The sequence below is a fragment of the Allofranklinella schreckenbergeri genome, from assembly GCF_003703475.1.
Classification (GTDB): Bacteria; Pseudomonadota; Gammaproteobacteria; order Burkholderiales; family Burkholderiaceae_C; genus Lampropedia; species Lampropedia schreckenbergeri.
Window position 1 is genome coordinate 1 of sequence record NZ_RDQM01000009.1, and the last position, 19,977, is coordinate 19,977.

15 protein-coding genes are annotated in these 19,977 nt (G+C 64.6%); 8 read left to right on the forward strand and 7 right to left on the reverse strand.

Annotated features, from left to right (window positions below; translation table 11 throughout):
- Positions 1 to 171 precede the first annotated feature (171 nt).
- Positions 172 to 2,028: a sensor histidine kinase gene (locus EBQ26_RS07915; RefSeq protein ID WP_122238484.1), complete on the forward strand. Its 1,857-nt coding sequence runs from the start codon at positions 172 to 174 to the stop codon at positions 2,026 to 2,028.
- Positions 2,025 to 2,657, forward strand: a complete 633-nt coding sequence (locus EBQ26_RS07920; protein WP_122238485.1) for a response regulator transcription factor — start codon at positions 2,025 to 2,027, stop codon at positions 2,655 to 2,657. The genes EBQ26_RS07915 and EBQ26_RS07920 overlap by 4 nt, the downstream gene beginning before the upstream one ends.
- 88 nt (positions 2,658 to 2,745) lie before the next feature.
- Here the strand turns inward: EBQ26_RS07920 and dgt are convergent, their stop codons facing one another.
- Positions 2,746 to 4,230 carry a dGTP triphosphohydrolase gene (gene dgt / locus EBQ26_RS07925; RefSeq protein ID WP_122238486.1) on the reverse strand — a complete coding sequence of 495 codons (1,485 nt, stop codon included), beginning with the start codon at positions 4,228 to 4,230 and terminating at the stop codon, positions 2,746 to 2,748.
- Between the two features lie 26 nt (positions 4,231 to 4,256).
- Entirely contained in the window at positions 4,257 to 5,654 is a 1,398-nt protein-coding gene (gene mpl / locus EBQ26_RS07930) for a UDP-N-acetylmuramate:L-alanyl-gamma-D-glutamyl-meso-diaminopimelate ligase (RefSeq protein WP_122238487.1), read from the reverse strand.
- Here mpl and EBQ26_RS12690 point away from each other — a divergent pair.
- Positions 5,653 to 5,868, forward strand: a complete 216-nt coding sequence (locus EBQ26_RS12690; RefSeq protein ID WP_147474028.1) for a hypothetical protein — start codon at positions 5,653 to 5,655, stop codon at positions 5,866 to 5,868. The two genes, mpl and EBQ26_RS12690, sit on opposite strands and share 2 nt — an antisense overlap.
- A 33-nt stretch (positions 5,869 to 5,901) precedes the next feature.
- Here the strand turns inward: EBQ26_RS12690 and EBQ26_RS07935 are convergent, their stop codons facing one another.
- Positions 5,902 to 6,414 (reverse strand): NUDIX hydrolase, encoded by a 513-nt coding sequence (locus EBQ26_RS07935; RefSeq protein WP_122238488.1) that lies wholly within the window; start codon positions 6,412 to 6,414, stop codon positions 5,902 to 5,904.
- A gap of 273 nt (positions 6,415 to 6,687) precedes the next feature.
- On the opposite strand from EBQ26_RS07935, the gene xrtH reads away from it, so the two are divergent.
- The 3 genes from xrtH (at position 6,688) to EBQ26_RS07950 (ending at position 9,211) form a co-directional block, all read left to right on the forward strand.
- Complete coding sequence (gene xrtH / locus EBQ26_RS07940; RefSeq protein WP_122238489.1) at positions 6,688 to 7,221, forward strand: exosortase H; 534 nt, start codon at positions 6,688 to 6,690, stop codon at positions 7,219 to 7,221.
- 30 nt (positions 7,222 to 7,251) lie between these two features.
- A complete protein-coding gene (locus EBQ26_RS07945; RefSeq protein ID WP_238944236.1) occupies positions 7,252 to 7,902 on the forward strand; it encodes an exosortase H-associated membrane protein in 651 nt (216 codons plus the stop codon).
- A 211-nt stretch (positions 7,903 to 8,113) separates the two neighbouring features.
- A complete protein-coding gene (locus tag EBQ26_RS07950; RefSeq protein ID WP_122238490.1) occupies positions 8,114 to 9,211 on the forward strand; it encodes a 3-deoxy-7-phosphoheptulonate synthase in 1,098 nt (365 codons plus the stop codon).
- Between the two features lie 292 nt (positions 9,212 to 9,503).
- Here the strand turns inward: EBQ26_RS07950 and hemF are convergent, their stop codons facing one another.
- From hemF to EBQ26_RS07965, 3 genes are all read right to left on the reverse strand, one after another.
- Positions 9,504 to 10,454 carry an oxygen-dependent coproporphyrinogen oxidase gene (hemF, locus tag EBQ26_RS07955; RefSeq protein WP_122238491.1) on the reverse strand — a complete coding sequence of 317 codons (951 nt, stop codon included), beginning with the start codon at positions 10,452 to 10,454 and terminating at the stop codon, positions 9,504 to 9,506.
- 243 nt (positions 10,455 to 10,697) lie between these two features.
- Complete coding sequence (locus tag EBQ26_RS07960; protein WP_122238492.1) at positions 10,698 to 11,678, reverse strand: TerC family protein; 981 nt, start codon at positions 11,676 to 11,678, stop codon at positions 10,698 to 10,700.
- A gap of 294 nt (positions 11,679 to 11,972) precedes the next feature.
- Positions 11,973 to 12,887: a hypothetical protein gene (locus EBQ26_RS07965; RefSeq protein ID WP_147474029.1), complete on the reverse strand. Its 915-nt coding sequence runs from the start codon at positions 12,885 to 12,887 to the stop codon at positions 11,973 to 11,975.
- 105 nt (positions 12,888 to 12,992) lie between these two features.
- Here EBQ26_RS07965 and EBQ26_RS07970 point away from each other — a divergent pair, with 105 nt between their 5' ends.
- Together EBQ26_RS07970 and EBQ26_RS07975 are read left to right on the forward strand one after the other, a co-directional pair.
- Positions 12,993 to 15,032, forward strand: coding sequence for a monovalent cation:proton antiporter-2 (CPA2) family protein (locus tag EBQ26_RS07970; protein ID WP_238944237.1), 2,040 nt, complete (start codon positions 12,993 to 12,995; stop codon positions 15,030 to 15,032).
- A gap of 9 nt (positions 15,033 to 15,041) precedes the next feature.
- A complete protein-coding gene (locus tag EBQ26_RS07975) occupies positions 15,042 to 15,743 on the forward strand; it encodes a uracil-DNA glycosylase (RefSeq protein ID WP_122238494.1) in 702 nt (233 codons plus the stop codon).
- Positions 15,744 to 15,975: 232 nt separating this feature from the next.
- On the opposite strand, the gene EBQ26_RS07980 is transcribed toward EBQ26_RS07975, so the two are convergent.
- Positions 15,976 to 19,929 (reverse strand): AAA family ATPase, encoded by a 3,954-nt coding sequence (locus tag EBQ26_RS07980; RefSeq protein WP_122238495.1) that lies wholly within the window; start codon positions 19,927 to 19,929, stop codon positions 15,976 to 15,978.
- Between the last annotated feature and the right edge of the window lie 48 nt (positions 19,930 to 19,977).

The following is a 19,977-nucleotide window of genomic DNA, read 5'->3' on the forward strand; positions in this document are numbered from 1 at the left end:
ATCAGATAAGGGGCGACAAAGCTCCATTCTTCATCGCTGACATCACTGGGGTAAGGCTTGCGAGACATGCTGGCACTGTATCCAAGCTCAGCACCACCTCTCGGAAAAGTGCATAACACGCTCTAGGGCCATATTCCAAGGGGTACAACCGATTTCGGTTCCAATGCCGCCATGCTTCGATTCCGCTGGCGCCGCCCTTTTCCTGCCGCCCTGTTTTACCCCCTTGCCCGACAGCTCTGGCTGCCCATTGCCAGTCGACTCGCTTGGGCCTGGATCAGCGCATTACTGGCTTGCACGCAAGCCGCGTACGCATCTTCTCCGGCGCACGGGCAGGCCGCCGACGCCACCCCGGTACGCATTGGCGTGCTGGCGTTTCTGGGTGAAGACGCCGCCCGCCACGAATGGGGGCCACTGGCCGATTACCTCAACCAGGCGCTCCCCCAGGCCCGTTTCACCATGCAGTACCTGGGGTTGGGGGCGTTGCGCCAGGCGGTGGAGCAGGGGCAGGTGGATTTCGTGCTGACCAACCCCGGCCAATATGTGGAGCTGGAGGTGGCCTTTGGCGTCAGCCGCATCGTCACCCTCGCACACGGGCGCACCCCCACTTCCCACCAAGGGGTGGCCGCCACCGTGGTTGCGGCGCGCGAGCGCACCGATCTGGAACGGCTGGAGGACCTGCGCGGCCAAACGCTGGCGGCCATCTCCTCCGAGGGCTTTGGCGGCTACCAAATCATTTGGCGCGAGCTGGATGGGCTAGGCATCGATCCCCAACGGGATTTGCGCATGCAATTTGTCGGCTACCCCATGCAGCAGGTGCTGCGCGCCATCGACTTGCGCCAGGCCGATGCGGGCATCGTACGCGCCTGCTTGCTGGAAACCGTGCCCAACTGGCGCCAGCACTACAAGGTGGTGGCCGGGCAGTTCGAGCCTGCGCTGGGCTGCGCCGTCTCCTCGCCGCTGTACCCCAACTGGCCCCTGGCCAGCCTGCGCCACACCTCCAGCGAGCTGGCGCGCGCGGTCGCCATCGCATTGCTGAAGATGGATCCGCAGCGGCACGGCCTGGGCTGGACGGTGCCGGCCGACTACCAATCCATTCACGACGTCTTCCGCCAACTGCGCATCGGCTCTTACGACTACCTGCGCGCCACCAGCTTGCAGCACACCATCCAGGCCTATTGGCCTTACGTGCTGTTTTGCCTGCTGGCGCTGCTGTGCTGGGCGGCCTATACCCTGCGGGTGGAATATCTGGTGCGCAAACGCACCGCCGCGCTGGAGCAGGCCTTGTTCGAACGCGAAGCGTTGCAACAGCGCATGCGCGCACACCAGGAGCAGGTGGATCACCTCTCGCGCCTGTCCGTGCTGGGCGAGCTTTCCAGCACGCTGGCGCACGAACTCAACCAACCGCTGGCGGGGGTGAGCAACTACGCACAAAGCCTGCTGCGCCGCCTGGACAACGGCCGCCTCAACGACGAAGCCGTGCGCGAAGCCTCCACCCAGATCGTCACCCTCTCGCACACCGCAGCGGGCATCCTCAAGCGCATCAAAGGCTTTGTGCGCAAACGCCCCAGCACGCGCGAAGATTGCGACCCCGCCGCCCTGGTGCGCGATGCCATCGCCCTCTTCAAAGGCATGCAACTGCACCCGCCGCAAATGGAAGTCGGCGGCGCGCTTGCCCCGCACACGCGCGTCAAGGTCGATCCGCTGCAAATCCAGCAAATCCTGCTCAACTTCTTCAAAAACGCGCAAGACGCCATGCAAGCCCAATCCCCCGATACGGCGCGCATCCACATTCAGTTGGACGAGCAAGACGGCTGGCTCTGGATTCACGTGCGCGACTGGGGCGCAGGCATGAGCGACGCGCAAATGCAGCGCCTTTTCGAATCGTTTTACACCACCAAGGCAGACGGCCTGGGCCTGGGCCTGTCGATCTGCAAAAGCATTGCCGAAGCCCATGGCGGGCAACTGCAAGCCACGCGCCCAAGCAGCGGCCCAGGCATGGTCTTTTCACTGAGTTTGCCCACTGTATGAACCCTAGCGAACAACCCACGATTTACCTGGTGGACGACGACGCGGCCTTTCGCCGCTCCGTGGTCTTTCTGCTCGATTCCGTAGGCTGGCAGGTGCAGCAATACGACAGCGCACAAGCCTTTTTGCTGGCCCACGCGCAGCAGCCCGCCGACATCGGCTGCCTGCTGCTGGATATCCGCATGCCCGTCATGAGCGGGCTGGCCTTGCAGCAGCACCTCATCACCCGCGGCTGGGCCGTGCCCATCGTGTTCATGACCGGGCACGGCGACATCGAAATGGCCGTGCAAGCCATGAAAGCGGGCGCGCACGACTTTCTGGAAAAACCCTTTAAAGACCAGGTACTGCTCGACGCCGTGGACAGCGCCGTCGAGCACATGCGCGCCACCCGGCAAACCCACAAGCGCAAAAGCGGCGCGCAGGCGCTGCTGGAGCGCCTCTCGCCGCGCGAGCGCGAAGTGGCGCGCCTCATCGCCCAGGGCCACCCCAACAAAGCCGTGGCCCGCATGCTGGAGATCAGCGAGAAAACCGTGCACGTACACCGCCAACACGTGCTGGAGAAAACCGAAACCGCCAACGCCGCCGAACTCACCCGCCTGATCTTGCTGGCCGACGAGAATGGGCTGGACTAGATTTCACCAATCAAAAGAAATTTGACATCAATAAAATCATGCCATAACAAGGATATTTTCCATCCTATTGATTGGTAAAAATGCCGCATCAAGCCTGTGGCTGCAAAAACGCATCCACATCAAAACGCCCCTGCACGCGCGCCAGCTCCTCGTGCAGGTGCACGGCGTAAGAGTCGGTCATGCCCGAAACCATGTCCGTGAGCAACAGGCATTCGCGGTAGCGCAGCGGCAGCTTTGCATCCTCTGGCGAGGGGTTTTCAAAAATGCGGCGGTAGTTTTCCGACATGCGCTCATACACATAGCGCGTGAACGGATGGCGGCGGCGTGAGGCGGGGTGGGCCGCCTCCTCACGATCGACGATGGCAGCCCAGAACATGCCCATCAAATCGCCGATGACGTTAAAGCCTTGCAGCTCCACCGCCAGCACCGAACGGTGGTTGTACGCATGGGCGATGGAAAAGCGCTTGAGCGCGGCGCACAACTGGCGCGCCTCGCTCAGCTCCAGCAAAGGCTTGGGCTGCGTGCCCTCGCACAGCGCGCGCTCGTGCGCCACAAAAGCGGCGGTGACGGCGCGCACCATCGCGCCAATGGCAAAAATCCGAAAGCGCTGCATGGAGATGTCATTGAGCTCGGCGGGCGAGAGTCGATGGCGCGCGCTTTGCTGGCTTTGGTGCTGCTGGTGTTTGTGCAGGCTGTGCGCCACCACGCGCGCCGTCACGGCGTCGTCCGCAGCCTGCACGTTGAGGAAGTTCATCAGGTCGGAGAACGACGCCAGCCCTTTTTTCACCGCATCTTCGGCGTCAAGCACGACGTAGGCGATGTCGTCGCACGCCTCCATCAGATAGGCCAGCGCGTGGCGGCGGCCTGCGCCCAGGCCGGTGGCGCGCCAGACTTGCTCGGCGGCAGCCTGTTCGGCAGCAAAAAAGCCGTGTTTTTTGCGCGCCGCGCAACTGCCGTCCGCCTGATGCGAGGCGGTGGGGTATTTCATCAGCGCGGCCAGGCTGGCGTAGGTCAGATCCAGCCCGAAGTCGTCGTCGATCAGTTGCAAGCGCGCCACGAGCCGAAACGCCTGGGCATTGCCCTCAAAGCGCAGAAAGTCCTGCCGGTGCTGGGCATCGTCCAGCCCGTGCAGCACGGCGCGCTGGTGGGTGTGGAACCAGTGCTGCATGGCGTCCTCGCCCTGGTGGCCAAAGGGCGGGTTGCCCAGATCGTGGGCCAGGCCGACGGTGGCCAGCAGCGCGGGGATGTTGCGCTGGGCATTGGGCACATCCGCCGCAATGCGGTGGTGAAAGACGAGCGCGGTGCCGATGCTGCGGCCAAGGTTGGAAACTTCGTGCGAGTGCGTCAGCCGCGTGCGCACGCTGTCGTTGCGGTCCAGCGGAAAAACCTGGGTTTTGTCGGCCAGACGGCGCACGGGGGTGGAAAAGAGGATGCGGTCGTAATCGCGCTCGATTTCGGTGCGGGTTTCGTCGGCGGAGGCTGGCGGCTGCGCTGGCAACGGTTCCTGCCGTTGCGGTTGCAGGTTGTCTTTCTTGCGGCGGCCTTCAGCCAGGAGGGTGGCCCAGGTGGTCATTGGCGGTGTCTCCCAAGGGGCGGGTTTCAACCCCGCGCTGCCAGCGCGGCCAGCAGCTTGGCGTGGATGCCGCCAAAGCTGCCGTTGCTCATGCACACGATGTGGTCGCCCGCGCGGGCGTTGGCGGCAATGGCGCGCACGAGGGCGTCGATATCGCTGTGGGTGTGCGCCCGCTCGCCCAGCGGGGCCAGGGCCGCGGCCACGTCCCAACCCAGTTGGGGGTTGTAGGCCCAGACTTGATCGGCCTCTTGCAAGGCGGCGGGCAGTTGCGCGGCCATGGCGCCGAGCTTCATGGTGTTGCTGCGCGGCTCGAAGACGGCGATGACGCGCTCATGCGCCGGCAGGCGGCGGCGCAGCCCTTGCAAGGTGGTGGCGATGGCGGTGGGGTGGTGGGCGAAGTCGTCGTACACCGCCACGCCGCCGGCCACACCGCGCAGCTCCATGCGGCGGCGCACGTTTTTGAAGCGGCCCAGCGCGCGCGCGGCATCGGCGGGGCGAATGCCCGCGTGCTCGGCGGCGGCGATGGCGGCCAGGGCGTTGAGCTGGTTGTGGCGGCCGCCCAAATCCCAGCGCACTTCGCCCACGGGGGCGTCGCCATAGAGCACCTGGAAGCGCTGGTCGCTGCCGCTGGCGCTGTAGGCGCCGGGCGCGGCGATGCCGAAATGGCGCAGCTCGCTCCACACACCCTGCTCCAGCACGCGGGCGAGGTTGGCGTCCGCCCCGTTGGCGATGATGCGCCCGCGCCCGGGCACGGTGCGGATGAGGTGGTTGAACTGCCGCTCAATGGCGGCGAGGTTGTCGAAGATGTCGGCGTGGTCGAACTCCAGGTTGCCCAGCACCAACGTGCGCGGGCGGTAGTGCACGAACTTGCTGCGTTTGTCGAAAAAGGCGGTGTCGTACTCATCGGCCTCGATGACGAAGTAACTGCTGCGCTCACGCTGCACGGCGCGGCCCAGGCGCGCCGAGTGCGGGAAGTTTTGCGCCACGCCACCGATGAGAAAGCCGGGGTTGGCGCCGCAGTCCTCCAATATCCAGGCCAGCATGGCGCTGGTGGTGGTTTTGCCATGCGTGCCGGCCACGGCCAGCACGTGGCGGCCCTGCAGCACGTGCTCGGCCAGCCACTGCGGCCCGCTGGTGTAGGGCAGGCCCTGGTCGAGAATGGCCTCCATCAGCGGGTAGCGCGGCGCGCCATCGGCGGTGCGCGCACGGCTGACGACGTTGCCGATGACGTACATATCCGCGCCCAGCGCCGTCTGGTCGGCGCCATAGCCCTCAATGGGGGCGATGCCCAGCGCCTGGAGCTGCTCGCTCATCGGGGGGTAAACCTGGGCGTCGCAGCCGGTGACGGTGTGGCCCTGGGCTTTGGCCAGCGCGGCTACGCCTGCCATGAAGGTGCCGCAAATACCAAGAATGTGGATGTGCATGGGGTGGGATGCAGGAGGGGGAGGGGAAAACAAAGAGCGTTGCGATGGCGGGGGCAGTGGCTGGGCGGCGGCAAGCCTGTTCAAAGGCGATTGGCGCTTGCAGAGGGGCTGCCATTGCCATGCCTGCTTTGCTTTACTGTCATTTATTACAAATCAAAAAGAAATAAAATACCCTTATTTCGGCAATTTAACATTCAAACTATATTTACTTTGATTGAAACATTGCCGCGCAGGCTTGCCAGGCTGTTCAGGCGCTCAACAAGCCGCCTTGGACGTCAGGGCCGGGGAGGTAAATGCTGGGATCCACCGTAACCGCCGCTGCCGGATAGCGTCGCCCGGCCAGGTAGTCTTGCACGCAGCGCAGCACGACGGGCGAGCGGTGGCGCTCGCGGCTGGCTTGCAATTGCTCCAGGCTCAGCCACAGCGTGCGCACGATGCCGGTATCGAGCGCCTGCTCGGGGAAGTGCCGCCCGAGCTGGCCGCAAAAGGTAAAGCGCAGATAGGTCAAATCCTCACCCGCACCGCTGGGGCAAAAGCGGTTGAGGTAAATGCCCACCAGCTCCATCGGGGCGAAGTCGTAGGCCGTCTCCTCCCGCACTTCGCGTCGGCAGGCATCGAGCAAACCCTCGCCGGGGTCAAGATGGCCCGCAGGCGTATTCAGGCGCAAGCCATCGCGCGTGTCTTCTTCCACCAGCAAAAACCGCCCTTGCTGCTCAATCACAGCGGCCACGGTGACGTTGGGTTTCCATCTTGAGGACATGGCATCGGCGCAAAATTGAAAACGCGAAGTGTAGAGCGTGTTCCCACCCGCTCGGCGCGCTCCGAACGGGATGGCTTATTTACAAATCATGGAAAAATTGATGCCTTTACCATCATGCCTAAATATGTGATTTTTATTTCCAATGATATGGAAAACAAGATGTTGCGCGACAAGCCTCTCAGCCCCATCAACGCTTTGGTACGATCCTGCGCCTGGTCGCTGCCAGCTCGCTAAACCGACTCTTGCCCTCCCCCCTTGCTTCCTTGTCTTGCCATGCGTTTTTTTCTGGTTTTCATCGCGCTGGTCGCCATCCTGTTCGGGCTGAACATGCTTCAGGTGGTGCAGCAAAACGTGGTACTGCCTTGGACGGCTTTGCTGGCGCAGATTTGCGCCTGGCTGGTCACCACGTTCGACCACACCGTCATGGCCTCGGGCAAGGTGCTGTGGGATCCAGCCACGGGCCTGGGCGTCTCCATCGAGCCTGGCTGCAACGGCGTGGAAGCCTGCCTGCTGCTGTTCTCCGCCGTGCTGGCCTACCCCTCAAGCTGGAGCGCCAAGTTCTGGGGCATGACGCTGGGGTTTGTGGCCATCCAGATCGTCAATATCGCCCGCGTCATCAGCCTGTTTTACCTGCAACTGTGGGACAAGGCCGTGTTCGACTTCGCCCATGAATACCTCTGGCAAGCGCTGATCATGCTGGATGTGTTCATCGTCTGGCTGCTGTGGGTGCGCCGCGTCAGCCTCGGCGCGCCCAGCGATGCCAACGACGATGCAGCCCTGCCGCCCCCGCCTGCCGCCCATGCCTGATTGGGCTTGTTGACCTGTTCGCCGCCGCCCATGTCCAACTCCCCTACCGCCACCGTCTTGTTCGACAAACGGCAGGTGCGCCTGCCCGTCTTCGCCCTCACCGTCTTTCTGTGGCTGGCGGTGCTCATCCCCGCCTGGGTGTACGTCAAACCCTGGACCTCCTGGCCCGTCAGCGCCATCGCCGCCGTGGCGCTGGAATCGGGCGCCTCCGGCTGGGTGCGCGAGGCCCACACCCAGCCCTATCCCCATCATCTGGAAGTCAACTCCCGCATCGACTTCCCGGTGCCCAACTCCGGCGGCCAGCGCGCTGAACTCTCGCTGGAGGCCGACCCCGCCCGCTACGCCTACGGCCTGCCCATCTTTCTGGCCTTGCTGCTGGCCGCACGCCAAAAACGCCTGCTGCTAAAGGCCCTGGCGGGCTATGCCCTGCTGCTGCCATTCCAGGCCTTCACGCTGGTGTTTTTCATCTTGCAGGAGATCATCGTCGCCGCCCAGTTGGACCTGGGCCACTTGCGCATCAGCGCCTGGCAGATCGAAGGCATTGTGTACGGCTTTCAATTGGGCACGCTGATCGTGCCCACGCTGGTGCCCGTTCTGATCTGGCTGTGGCTGGACAAGCAGTTCTTCCTCACCGTCGTCGCCCGCACCATCTTGCCGCCAGGCGCGCGGCGCACGCGCTGAGCAGCGCATGAACTGTGCTACATTGCCGCCCCATGTTTGCAACCCACGCTTACTTTTTCTGGTTTGACATCTCTGTCCTTGGCGGATGAGAGGGATCGACCTGCAAGCGCATAGCAAACCAGCCCCCCATACCTGAACCGCCGAGGCCCCCAAGCCCGGCGGTTTTTGTTTGGCCTTTTGTTTTCTTTCTCACCCAGCCAACCCCACTGCCATGCCCTACCTTGACCCCGTGGAAAAAACCAGCCAGACCGACAACCAGCGCATTCAGGAGATCAACGTGCTGCCGCCTCCCGATCACTTGATCCGCTTCTTCCCCATCAAAGGCACACGCACCGAGCGCCTGGTGAGCCAGACGCGCGAACGCATCCGCGCCATGCTGCGCGGGCAGGACGACCGCCTGCTGGTCATCATTGGCCCATGCAGCATTCACGATCCCGCCGCCGCGCTCGAATACGCCCGCAAACTCGTCCAAGTGCGCGAGCAATACGCCGATACGCTGGAAATCGTCATGCGCGTGTACTTTGAAAAACCGCGCACCACCGTGGGCTGGAAGGGCCTGATCAACGACCCGTACCTGGACGGCAGCTTTCGCATCGATGAGGGCTTGCGCATCGCCCGCCAACTGCTCATCGAGATCAACCGCCTGGGCATGCCCGCTGCCAGCGAGTTTCTCGATGTGATCTCGCCGCAATACATCGGCGATCTCATCAGTTGGGGCGCCATCGGCGCGCGCACGACGGAAAGCCAGGTGCACCGCGAGCTGGCCTCGGGCCTGTCCTCGCCCATTGGCTTCAAAAACGGCACGGACGGCAACATCCGCATCGCCACCGACGCCATCCTTTCCGCCAGCCGCTCGCACCACTTCCTCTCCGTGCACAAAACGGGGCAAGTCGCCATCGTCGTGACCGAGGGCAATGAGGATTGCCACGTGATTTTGCGCGGCGGCAAAACCCCCAACTACGACGCGCAACACGTGCAGGCCGCATGCGATGAAATGGCCAAGTCCGGCCTGCATGTGCCCGTGATGATCGATTGCTCGCACGCCAACAGCCTCAAAGACCACACGCGCCAAAAAGCCGTGGCGCAAGACGTGGCGGCGCAAATCGCGGGCGGCTCGCGCCACATCTTCGGCCTGATGATCGAGGGCCACCTCAAGCCCGGCGCGCAGAAGTTCACCCCCGGCCAGGATGATCCGCGCCAGCTCGAATACGGCAAAAGCATCACCGACGCCTGCGTGGACTGGGAAGAATCGCAGGAAATCCTGGCTTTGCTGGCCCAAGCGGTGCAAAAACGGCGCGGCAGCGCTTGACAAGCCCCGAGTTTGTCAAAATAATGTCTCCTCCTTGGCAACGGGTAACGGTTGAAGCCGATTTTTACAAGTTCCACTTGGAACCTGTAAGCAAAGGCCCAGTCGGATGCCAGTCGCCAAGACTTGGTTGGTATTTCCAGCTACGAGGCTTTCGGGCTTGCCCGGTTGACGATTCCCTAGGTGCTTCTCCTCCCTCACTCTCTAATTTCACCTTGGGTAGCCTCGTAGCTCTTTTCTTTTTGGGCCGTCGGCGCCAGAGGGCGCGCCGCGTTGCGACACTTCCCCTTCCCCTTCAATGATCGGCCAGCCAATCGCGCCGGATCAGGAATTTCTCCGTCAACTCCGCCTCGCGCGAGCCAGGCTCGAATTGCTTTTGGTAGGCCCAGCAGGCATGCGGCGGCATGGATAGCAAGATCGATTCCGTGCGCCCGCCCGATTGCAGGCCAAAGTGCGTGCCGCGATCGAACACCAGGTTGAACTCCACATACCGCCCGCGCCGGTAGCGCTGGAACTGCTGCTCGCGCTCGCCCCAGGGCTGGGCCTGGCGGCGCTGCACGATGGGCAAATAGGCTTGCAGGAAGTGCTCGCCCACCGATTGGATGAGCGCGAAGCCGCCCTCAAAGCCCAGCTCCGAAACATCGTCGAAAAAGATGCCGCCGATGCCGCGTTGCTCGCCACGGTGTTTGAGGTAGAAGTATTCGTCGCACCAGGCTTTGTAGCGCGGGTATTTGTCGGCGCCAAAGGGCTGCACGCTGGCCTGGCAGACGCGGTGAAAGTGCTGCGCGTCTTCCTCGTAGCCGTAATAGGGCGTCAAATCCATGCCGCCGCCAAACCAGCTCACGGGCGCCGCGTCTGCCGGGCGGGCGGTGAGCATGCGCACGTTCATGTGCACGGTGGGCACGTAGGGGTTGCGCGGGTGAAAGACCAGCGACACACCCAGCGCCTCGAACGGCGCGGCGGCCAACTCGGGGCGTTTTTGCGTGGCCGAGGGCGGCAGGCTGGCGCCGCGCACATGCGAAAAGCCGATGCCGGCGCGCTCGAACACCTGGCCGTCTTCGATGATGCAGGTGATGCCATCGCCTTGCAGCGGCTCGCCCGCTGCCTTTTGCCACGGCTCGCGCACAAATTGCACGGCGCTGCCCGCTTGCACTTCCAGCGCTTGCAAGGCGTCAACGATGCGGGTTTGCAATTCCATCAGCCAGGGGCGCACCTGGGCGCTCGGCGTCGTTTCAGTGGGGGTCATATCCAGCAGTCCCAAAGTCCAAAGGTGCAAATGTTCAACAGTCAGAAAAATCCGGCGATCGCAACGCGATGCTGCGTTGCTAAAAAACCGAAACCACGCCCCAGGCGTGGTTTCGGAAGTCTCAAGCCCATCTGCTTGATTTACAAATCAAAATAAAACCTATCTTATTTATACCATGCCAAAATAAGTTGATTTTGTTTCTTTTTGATTTGTAAAATATCTGCGCAGCGGCCCTGCCACGCATCAATGGTGCGATGGTTCCTTGCTCATCAGGCTGGCTACGGTGGCCACGACCATGGATGCCACGATCACGCCCAGCGAAGCCCAGGTGGATATCTCCGGCGCCCACTCGATGGGCTGGCCGCCGTTGATGAAGGGCAGCTCGTTGACGTGCATGGCGTGCAGCACCAGCTTGGCGCCGATGAAGGCCAGGATGAAGGCGATGCCGTAGTGCAGGTATTTGAGGCGATCGAGCAGGCCGCCGAGCAGGAAGTACAACTGGCGCAGGCCCATGAGGGCGAAGATATTGGCCGTAAAGACGATGAACGGGCTTTGCGTGATGCCGAAGATGGCGGGGATGGAGTCGATGGCGAAGATCAAATCCGTAAAGCCCAGGGCGATGAAGACCATCAGCATGGGCGTCCACATCTTGCGCCCGTCCACCACGGTGCGCACTTTGGCGCCGTCGTAGTCGGGGGCGATGGCCATGTGCTTGCGGGCAAAGCGCACCACGGCAGGCTCCAGGTCTTCCTCCTGCTCATCACCGCCGGGGAAGGCTTGCTTGTAGGCGGTGTAAACCAGAAACGCGCCAAAGAGGTAGAACACCCAACTGAAGTTCTGGATCAACGCCGCGCCCAGCAAGATGAAGATGCCGCGCAGCACCAGCGCCAGGATGATGCCCACCATCAGCACTTCCTGCTGGTATTGGCGCGGCACTTTGAACTGCGCCAGCAGCAGCACGAATACGAACAAGTTGTCGATGGAGAGCGAATACTCCGTCAGCCAGCCAGCGACGAATTGGCCCGCATATTCGCGGCCCGTGAAGAACCACATCAGGCCCGCAAACACCAGCGCCAAGCCGACGTAAAACGTCACCCACAGCGAGGCTTCGCGCATGGAGGGGATGTGGGGCCGCTTGAGGATGAGCAACAAGTCGGCAACCAGGATCAGCGTCAGCACGACCAGCGAGCCGACTTCAAATTCAACAGGCAGAGCAAATTCCATAAGCAATGGGGGGAGAAAGGGAGGGGGTTCGGGTAAATGGCTCGAAAGTCTCTCCCCTGCTCAGAGCGGCCTGGCCGCGCGCCCGGGCAGCGCGACGCCCGGAGCCTGCGCGAGCCTCTCCCCAAAAAAGAGGGCTTGCGCCGCTCGTACTGACGGGCGCCACATTTGGCGTTCAGCGCGCTCGGTCAAGGCGCTGCGCCGCAGGGATACTCCCCTTCGAAATGTGAGGCGCGCATTAAACCATAGAGCGTGTTGCGCGCTCCCCAGGCGCAGCGGGTGGGGCAAAGGCCAAGCTCAAGCCTTCGTCTGCGCCTCTGGCTCGCCTGGGGCCTCTGGCGGATGGAACAGTGCGATGGCCCCGTTGCTATCCAGGCTGTAGAGCTGCGCGGAGATGGGGTAAGGAAAGTGCGCACACACCGTGCGCACGCGCTGCTGCATCGCCGCCAGCGCGTGGGCGTCTTGCGCGCCGCACAACAGCAGCACGTGCCGCGCGGGCACGGCCAACACGGGCGGGCCTTGCAGGGCTGGCTGGTAGGCGTCGAGGATGTCGCGCAAAAACAGAATCAGGCTGGATTCATAGACCTGATCCAACTCGAAGTAAAACAGCCCCGGCGCATCCTCGTAGGGGTGCAGGCGCGTGCGATCGTCCGCGCTGGCGTAGGCCGAAAAGTTCTCCAGCGCCAGTTGGCAAACGGCATCCTCATCGGCCAGGCCCCATTGGTCCCATTGGGCGCACTGGCTGCGGTGCAGGAGGGCGAGGGCATCGGGCTGATCGAGCACGAACGTCAAGGCCAGATCCCCAGCCAGCGGGAACACGATGGGGCCGTCCTGCCCTTGCGGGCTTTGGCCATCGGGCCAGAGCGCATGCAGATTGCGAATCACGGGAAAGATGTGCTCGGCGCTGGGGGTGCGGTGATAGTCCAGGCGCTCCACCTGGGCCGGAATAGCGGCCAGCAACACCTCCAACCGCTCAGGGGCTTGCTGGTACTGCGCAAAAGCGCCTTGCGGCGAGATGCCTACCTGGGTGCCGTCCTCCAACGCAAAGCACACCAGCGTCCGCTGGCAATCATCGGCCCAGCGCACATGCACCGCTCTCGCCAGCTTGGCCTGGCACGCCTGGGCGCAGCGCTCGGTAAACGTGCGCCAATCCAGCAGCGTCGGTTCCGCCGAAGCGGCGGCGGGCTGAATCATTTTCTTGAACCACGACATGGCCTTGCGCCTCCTGATGGGGTTGATAGGGGAGTTGACTTGAGAGCGTTCAATACAATTTCCACTCACGCAGCCTCGCCGCCGCGCGCTTTCGGAACAGCCCCCATGTCCCAGATTCTGCTTTACGCCTTCATCTACCTTTTTGCAGCCGTGGCAGCGGTCTTGATTTCCAGGCGCTTTGGCCTTGGCTCGGTGCTGGGCTATCTGGTGGCGGGCATCATCATCGGGCCGGTTCTGGGCCTGGTGGGCAAGGAGCTGGAAACCATCCAGCAAGTGGCCGAGTTTGGCGTGGTCATGATGCTGTTTCTGGTGGGCCTGGAGCTGGCGCCCAACAAGCTGTGGCAGTTGCGGCATAAATTACTGGGCCTGGGCGGGCTGCAAGTGGGGCTGACCGCCGCCCTGATTGCCGCCGCAGCCATGCTGCTGGGGCAGAGCTGGCAAATTGGCGTGGCAGCCGGTTGCATTCTGGCGCTGTCCTCCACCGCCATCGTGCTGCAAACCCTGGGGGAGAAGGGCTTGCTCTCCAGCCAAGGGGGGCAATCGGGCTTCATGGTGCTGCTGTTTCAGGACGTGGCTGCTATCCCCATGCTGGCACTGTTGCCGCTGCTGGGGGCCGCAGGCGCTGCGGCCAAGGCCGAAGGGGTCGATCACTCCATCAACTTGCTCGCGGGCGAGCCGGTGTGGCTTCAGGCCATCGCCACTGCGCTGATGCTGCTCACCATCGTGTTCGGGGTGCGCCGCATCGTGCCGCCGATGTTTCACCACATTGGCCGCACGCATTTGCGCGAGATGTTCACCATCTTCACCTTGATGCTGGTGGTCGGGATTGCCGAGTTGATGTCGGTCATCGGCCTGTCGCCCGCGCTGGGTACCTTCATTGCCGGCGTGGCCCTGGCCGAAAGCGCGTACCGACACGAACTGGAAAGCTATCTGGAGCCCTTCAAGGGCCTGCTGCTGGGGCTGTTTTTCATCACCGTAGGCGCGGGCATCAACTTCCGGCTTCTGGGCGCAGAGTTTTGGCCCATCCTGGGCCTTACCGCTGGCTTGATCGTGCTGAAAATGCTGGTGCTGTACGTGCTGGGACGGGCCTTCAAGCTCTCTGGCCCGGCCAATAAGCTGTTCGTTTTCAGCCTGGCCCAGGCAGGCGAGTTCGGCTTTGTGCTGCTGTCCATCAGCGAGCAAAGCCATTTGCTGCCGCCGCTGATCGCCGACCGCATGCTGCTGGTGATTGCCTTGTCGATGGTTGCCACGCCCTTGCTGTTTGTCATGCACGACAAACTGGCCGCCCGCGTCAAAGAGGAGGAGGCGCAAGAGCGCCCCCACGACGACATCGCCGCCAGCAAACCCATTATCTTGCTCGGGCATGGCCGATTCGGCGTGCAAATCAACAGCATGCTGGCCGCCTGCGGCTTCCAATCGACGGTGATCGACTACCACGCCGAAACCGTGGAAGGGTTGACCAAATTCGGCCTGAAAACCTATTACGGCGATGCCAATCGCCCGGAGCTGCTGGCCTCGGCCGGCCTGCAAGACGCCAAACTGCTCATCGTGGCCATCGACGACCAGCACCGCGCCCTGGAGATCATCCAGTTCGTGCGGCGGCACTACCCCAAGCTGCCCATCATTGCCCGCGCCTACGACCAGCGCAACGGCTACGAACTGCACCGCGCTGGCGCCGATCACGTCATCCGCGAAACCTTCGACGCCGCCATGCGCAGCGCCCGCCTGGCTTTGGAGGCCCTGGGCATCGCGCCGGAAAAAGCGCGCGAGCTGGCCGAGCTATACACCCGCCGCAGCGACCACCGCATGCACGTGCTGGCCGACATGCACGACCCCGACTTGCCCGCCTACGCCAACGAAAAACTCACGGCGCGCCTGCGCGAAATGGAGGCGGAAACCGCCACGCTGATGCAGCAGGTGCTGCGCGCCTCCCCCTCCGAAGCGCCCGCGCCGCCTGAACCACCTGAACCACCCGCACCGCCCGCAGAGGCAGATTCCATCGAAGATCCGCCAGCAACCGGCCACGCCCGCGCCGCCCGAGCCGCAAAACGGCTTGGGCTGAGCGAGGCATCCCCCTTGGCACACCAGATGGGTCAGCGCCGTGCGCCCTACACTCCCCCGCCTCGCATACCCCAAAAAATCTGAAAGGACTCCATGCGCGCCGACCAACTCCTCAGCGCCGACCCCGTCGATTGGCCCGTAGCCCCGGGCTGGATGGCCGCCACAGACCAGTTTTTCGGCAGCCCCACGGGTCAGCGGCTGTTGCAATTTCTCCAGCAACGCCTGGATGCGGGCGCAAGCATCTTCCCGCCCCAGCCGCTGCGTGCGCTGGAGCTGACCGCGCCACAGGACGTGCGCATCGTCATCCTCGGCCAGGACCCCTACCACGGCCGCGGCCAGGCCGAGGGGCTGGCCTTCTCCGTCGCGCCGGGCGTGCCGCTGCCGCCTTCGCTGCGCAATATTTTTGAAGAGATGCAACGCGATTTGGGCGCTGCGCCCCCGGCGTTTCCCCAGCCTGGCGGCAGCCTGGTTGGCTGGGCGCAAAACGGCGTGCTGCTGCTCAACACCTGCCTGACGGTGGAAGAAGGCCAGGCCGCCAGCCATGCCGGCAAGGGCTGGGAGGCGCTGACCGATGCCCTTATCGCCCAGGTAGCGCAAGGTCCGCGGCCAGTGGTCTTCATGCTCTGGGGGGCGCATGCGCAATCCAAGCAGGCCCTGATCCCGCCCGATCGCGGCCATCTGGTGCTGCTGGCCAACCACCCCTCGCCGCTGTCGGCACGGCGCGGGCCGCGGCCTTTTATCGGCTGCGGCCATTTCAGCGCGGCCAAAGCCTTTCGCGCCCAGCAGGGGCTGTAAGCCTGTTTAGAGCGTGTGATGCACTTTTCGCCCCCCGCAAGAGCGCCCCGGCGGGTGCAGAGCAAGGCGCCCTGCCCGCCATCCACAACAACCGTGCACAAACTTGTGGATAAGTCGTGGGTGGCCGTGGGATGGCCCTATGGGGACAGGTGGCTTGCTGCTTTTTTAGGCAGATTTTTAAATTTACATTTCAAAAATCATTAATATTTGATATTTTTCAATACAGACTTGCCTAAACAGGTTTTTTGCTTTTCTTTTTGATTGGTAATTTTCCTGTACTGCGCGGCGCCTTGGCATCGCTCAGCCGCTGCACGCCGGGGCCTTGCAGTGCGCTGCGCCCGCCGCTTTGGGGGGTGACTTCGATTTGGGTGGCGATGCGGTCTTTGAGCGCGGCGACGTGGGAGATGACGCCAATGAGCTTGCCGCTGCGTTGCAGGGTGCCCAGGGCGTCGAGGGCGACGTCCAGCGTTTGTTCATCCAGCGTGCCAAAGCCTTCGTCGAGAAACAGCGAGTCCACGCGCACGTTGCGGCTGGCCATGTGCGAAAGGCCCAGCGCCAGCGCCAGGCTGACGAGAAAGCTCTCGCCGCCAGAGAGGTTTTTGGTGGTGCGGATTTCGCCGCCCTGGTAGTGGTCCATGACGTTGAGCGCCAGCGGCTGCGCCGTATCGCGCACCAGCAGGTAGCGGTCGGTCATTCTTTGCAATTGCACGTTGGCGTGGGCGATGACGGCCTCAAAGCCCAAACCTTGCACGAAGTTGCGGTACTTCTTGCCATCGGCCGAGCCGATGAGCTGGTGCAGCAGCGCCCAACGCTGGCATTGGCGCTGCTGGCGCTGGATGTGGGCGAGCTGGGCGGCGTGGCGCTGGCGCAGGCGGGAGTCGTCGTCCAGACGCTGCTGGAGCGCGCCTTGGGCCTGGGCCAGCTTGGCTTGCGCATCGCTGCGCTGCTGCTGGAGGGCGCGCAGGATTTCCAGCGCGGCGGCCCATTGCGGCGCATCCCACGGCAAGGGCGCAGGCGCTGGCACCGCGGTGCGAGGGGAGATCGCATCGCCCAGATCCGCTTGCCCACTGTCCGCCTGAACGCCCGGATCTTCTGCGCCCAAGGGCGTTGTTTCGGCCTGCGCTGGCTGGGCGCAGGCGTTGGCGGCTTGCTGCCATTGGGCGTACACGGGGTTGGGCTGGCTTTGCAGCGCGGCCAGTTGCGCGGCGGTGTCACGCTGCTGCTGCTCCCACAGGGCCTGGCGCTGGGCCAGGGCTTGGGCTTGCTGGCCCAAATGGTGGCGTTCGTGCTCGGGCAGGCAGGCGGCGTGCCACTCGGCCTCGCTGGCAAAGCCTTGGGCGTGCAGGCGCTGGGCCAATGCGGTTTCGCCGTCCTGCAAGCGCGGGGCGCGTTCGGCCAGGGCTTGGGCGAGGTCTTGCTGGCGCTGGTGCAGTTGCTCCAGAGCTTGCTGGGCTGCCTGCCAATCTTGGCGGGCGGCGGCGCTGGCGGCTTCGGTCTGTTGCATCCGGGCGAGCAGGGCCGCTTCGCAGGCGTCCGCGGCTTGGCCCTCGAGCAGGCGCTGGCGCTCGTCCACGAGGGTTTGCCAGCTTTGGCGGGCGGTGGTTTCTTCGGCAGCGTGGCGGGCGGTTTGCGCTTGCAAATGGGCCAGTTCCTGCTGGTGCAGGGCCAGGCGCTGGGCGCTGTCCTGCAGCTGCTGGCGGGCGTCAGCGGCTTGTTGCTCCTGCCGCTGGCGCTGGGCGTGGCGCTGGCCGAGCTGGGCCAGCAGGGGCTGGGGCGCTTGCACGTCGGCCAGTTGGGCCTTGGGGGCGAAGCGGCGCACCTGCTCCAGCAAGGTTTGGCTTTGCTGTTGCCAATGGGCGTCGGGGGCCTGGGCGGCTTCTTGCAAGGCGTGCAGGCGGGCCTGGGCTTGGCTGTGCTGTTGGGCCTGGGTGAGGGCGTCGCGCTCGGCTTGATGGGCGGCGGCAAGGGCGGCGTCCAGCTCGGCGCGCAAGGGGGCGAGAGCGGCTTGCAGGGTGTCGGCCTGGGCCAGGCGCTCGCTGCATTGGCGCAGGTGTTGGGCCTGCCGATCCTGGGCTTGCGCCAGCCAATCGGCCAGGGTGGCGCTGGGGCCGAGCGGCTCGGGCGGGAGGGAGTCCGGCAGCGCCTGGGCGAACAGGGCTTCCCACTGCGTTTGGGCGGCCTGGAGGGCTTGTTGCTGGCTTTGGATTTGGGCGCGGGCGTGGGCGTCTGCTTCGCTCAGGCGGGCTTCTTCCAACTGGGCCTGGGTGGCTTGTTCGCGCCAGTGCTCCAGTTGCTGGCGGGCCTGGTCGATGGCTTGCCGGGTGCCTTCGGGGGCGATGTCGGGGCGGTGCGCGGCGTAGGGGTGCTGCTCGGCGCCGCACAGGGGGCAGGGCTGGCCGGGGCTGAGGGTGTGGCGCAGTTCTTCCAGGTTCTGGATGTGCAGCTCCAATTGCCATTGGCGCTCGCGTTGTTCGAGCGCGGCCTTTTGGGTTTGGGTGTGCAGCGCGGCCAGCTCGCGGGCGTGGCGGGCGCTGGTCAGGGCGGTTTGCAGGTGTTGGCGCTGGGTTTGGGCCTCGGCGTGGGCCTGCTCGGCGGCCAGCCAGGTTTGGTGCAGGGCGATGGCCTCACGCCAGGCATCGGCGTGGCGTTGGGCGGTGGTCAGGTCGGCGCGCCAGTCGGCCAGCGGGCGGTGGTGCAGCCATTGGGCCAAGGCGGCTTGTTGCTGCGTCCATTGCGTTTGCAGTTGCTGGGCGTGGGCTTGCTGGGCGGCGGCTTGTTGCTGGCTGGCCTGAAGGGTCTGGGCGTGTTGCTCCAGGGCGTGCCGGGCTTGCTGGATGTGCTGCTGGCGCTCTTGCGCGGCGCGCTGGGCCTGGGCGGCGTCTTGCAGGCGGGGGCGCAGTTCGGGCCAGGCGCTGATGAGGTCGGCGTCAGACTGGGTGCGCTGCAAATCGGCCTGGGCTTGGGCCAGCGCGGCCTGGGCTTGGGCGTGCTGGGTGTGCTGCTGCTCCAGCGTGGCGCGCTGGGTGTGCTCGCGCTGGGCGCTGGCTTGGGCGCTGGCGGCGGCTTCGTCCAGTGCGTGGCGTTTGTCGCGGATTTGCACGTCCAGCGCGCGGGCCTGGCGCAGCGCGGGCTGGGCCTGTTGCCATTGCTGCCGGGCGCTGTGGTGCTGGCGCTGGGCGGCGTCGGCCTGGCTTTGGGCTTGCGCCAGCGCGGCTTCGCGGGCGGGACGCTGGTGGTGCAGGCGCTCGGCGGCGGCGGCGTCGTTTTGCTGGGCCTGGCGCAGGGCGGCCAGGGCGCTGTGCTGGGCGGCCAGTTCGAGCGCGCGCAAGGCGGCGGCTAGCTGGGTTTGCCGGGGGGCGAAGGCGGCGACATCCGCATCCAGTGCGTGGCGGGTTTGGGCGAGCCGGGCTTGCCGCTCGTGCAGTTGCAGCAGGTTTTGGCCCCATTGCAGGGCGCGCTCGCCTGCGGCGCGCTGCTGCTCCAGCTCGGCGGCGGCACGGGCGTGGGCGGCGCGCTGGGCCTCCAGGGCGTGGCGCTGGGCTTCGTCCAGCGGGGCGAAGTGGTGCAACTGGGCTTGCAGTTCGGCCAGGGTGTGCTGTTCCTGGCTGTGGCGCTCGTGCACGCGCATGGAGATGTGGCTGTAGAGGGCGGTGCCGGTGAGCTGCTCCAGCAGCGGGGCGCGTTTGTCGGGCGGGGCGTTCAGAAAAGCGTCGAATGCGCCCTGCGATAGCAGCATGGCGCGGGTGAAGCGTTCGTAGTCCAGGCCGGTGAGGCGCTCGACTTCGGCGGCGACGTCGCGCACGGAGCTGGCGAGGATGCGCCCGTCGTCGGCGCTGGAGAGTTCGTGCCGGGGCGCTTGCAGCTCGCCGTCGGGTTTGCGGTGGGCGCGGCGCTGGCTCCAGTGGCAGCGCCAGCGCCCGGCAGGGGTTTCGAAGGTGACTTCGGCAAAGCATTCGCCGGTGTGGCGGGCCATGACGTCGTTGCTGCCTTTGGTGATTTTGTCCAGGCGCGGAGTTTGGCCGTACAGGGCCAGGCAGATGGCGTCCAGCAGCGTGCTTTTGCCCGCGCCGGTGGGGCCGGTGATGGCGAACAGGCCTTCGTTGATATAGGCGTCGCCGCTTAAATCCACCAGCCAGCGCCCTGCCAGGGCGTTGAGGTTTTGCAGGCGAATCTGAAGAATGCGCATGGGGGTGTGGGGTGCTTGGAGGTGGCAGGACGGCGGGATGGCCCCTTT